This window comes from Pseudomonas sp. AU12215 (genome assembly GCF_001675465.2).
Taxonomy (GTDB): Bacteria; Pseudomonadota; Gammaproteobacteria; order Pseudomonadales; family Pseudomonadaceae; genus Pseudomonas; species Pseudomonas nitroreducens.
Map to the genome: position 1 here is coordinate 1 of NZ_MACM02000081.1, position 2,049 is coordinate 2,049.

Consider the following 2,049-nt stretch of genomic DNA (forward strand, 5'->3'; position numbering starts at 1 on the left):
ATCGTGACGCGCTCTGTGGCGCTGAGTTCGTGATAGGACATGGGGCAACACCTTACCGAAATGGTCGGGTGTTGCACTCAGTTTTTGCGGCCGCCCTGTGTAACTCGGTGGGAGAGAGGCTAGATTAACTTAGTGCCCCTCAAGAGGTGGTCCAGTTCAGTGCGAAGGATTGTAACTTGCCCTTTTAAATAATGCTTATGGGTACTGGGAAGAGGATGGACTTTTTTCTCGCGTATAAGTTTTTTTAAAGTGTCTTGCGCCAGACCATATTCAGCGCGAGCAGTGGTAAGAGTGGTGTACGTTGAATAGTGGTTCTTAATCTTATTTGCGTCTCTCTTAGTCATTAGTGAGGTTACATTTAGCCGAATTTCTTTGGCGAAACCTCCGGCGATAAATCTCATATGTAGCAGTTTTGCTGAGCAGCCGGTGTGTTTGACTACTTCCGAAAAGTTGAGGAAGCGCTTCCGCCAAGTTTGCGCAATCCTCAAACTGGCCCGTGTGCATCTTTCCTTTCCTAACTCACCTGAGACACGAACATAAGGGGCGACTTCAAGTATCCCTAATCCCAGTAATGCAGGAATGTCCTTTTGGTCAAGCTTTAGTCTTTCAGCTACGACCGTTAGGGGAATCCATTTGCTTGGTGTTGTTTTTTTTGTAGTGCCTGGTTTGAAAGTGTTTAGAAAGCTATCTGGAACAGTTTCTCTTTTATATATCCATAACTCCGGTCGGAGCGTGGGCGGCGACACCCTTTGAGCTCCCATGTTAGTCAGTATCTGGCACAGACTTTGAGGGGCGACTCCTATATTCAAAGCTATTTGACTATTTAGCACGTAATGGCTGATGAAGCTTTCAAGCTGACGCACAGAAATCAATAGCCCCTCTCTACTGTTAAAGCGGGAACCCTTAAAGAATCCAAGGTTGTGCAAGTAATGAATAGTTCGGGTAGTGGTTTTTAATGTGTTTGCAGCCTCCTTGGCAGTCAGAAGCCTATGAGCATCAGAAGGATAAGGGTAAGTTTCCTCATCCTCCCATTCGATATTTGAATTCTCATTTATTACGCTGCAATAATCGTTTGAGAAATATAGATTCCCCGAGTTCTTACGGTGTATTTTCTCTAGGTTAAGGTGGGATGGAATTAAGTCTACCCCTAGCAAAAATTTTAACTCTTCTTGCCTGTAGAAAAGAGTGGAACATTTACAGTTGTGAGGATGTATGTCAGGTTTTACTTGTGCTGCGGCAAGTAAGTACTCGAGCGCATAAATTCGGAACGTACTCTTGTGTGCGACTGCCCAAGGGGCGAGTATTGCGCGTCTATGCAGGTGTGGAAGGATACTCTGAACCTTCCGTATGAAGCCAAAGAAGTAGTTTCGATCTCCAGTTGCAATATTTTGGCAGTCTAAGAGCAAATCATGAGCGGGGATTATTTGTCCATAAAGTCTCGTGCATCTCAGCGCTGTCCAGAGGTTCTCTAGGTAGACCGAATCAGATTGCTCGATTGCTCTTATAACTAGCTGGGTGGAGTAGATGCCTGCAGGCTCCGAGTCGAGATTAGCAAGAGCGAAGCCGCATACACATTTGTATCGTTCAATTTCATGTGCTTCGAATTTTCGCCCGCACTTTGGGCAGTTCTCATGATAGTACTCCGAGTGTTTAGGGCAGATGTCGCAGAACGTGTACGAGTGCATATGCTCAAGGTGACCTTCTCTAACACAACTAGGGCAGATTGCCAGGGAGGCTCTCAGCATTTGCTTCGAAAGATTTACGCCATTTATGCTGATAATATCTTTTCTACGGTAGGTCTTTCTTGTCAGAAATATCGACTTAACGGATTCTCGCGCATCTCCGACTAGGGCCTCTTGCCGCATTAGAAGCTTGTAAAGTCCTGATCCAACCCACTGGTTTGAGCCGACCCCACCATTCCCTAAATTGTAGGGCGGTTGCAGAAGCTGAGTGCAACACGGTTACTGGATTGAAGCAGGTGCATCATGCTGCAACGCCACTACCTCTGTCATGACCTCAATCGGGCATTTCCAATTGAAGCGCTTGCGC

At 46.2% G+C, this 2,049-nt stretch carries 1 protein-coding gene; it reads right to left on the reverse strand.

Going from position 1 to position 2,049, the window contains the following annotated elements:
* Positions 1-119 precede the first annotated feature (119 nt).
* On the reverse strand, positions 120-1,865 hold the full coding sequence (locus A9513_RS35525; RefSeq protein ID WP_141678409.1) for a hypothetical protein: 1,746 nt from the start codon (positions 1,863-1,865) through the stop codon (positions 120-122).
* Between the last annotated feature and the right edge of the window lie 184 nt (positions 1,866-2,049).

Bases quoted from the DNA above. Each gene is read 5' to 3' on its own strand.
- A9513_RS35525 (WP_141678409.1), bottom strand. From the start codon at position 1,865: ATGCGGCAAGAGGCCCTAGTCGGAGATGCGCGAGAATCCGTTAAGTCG.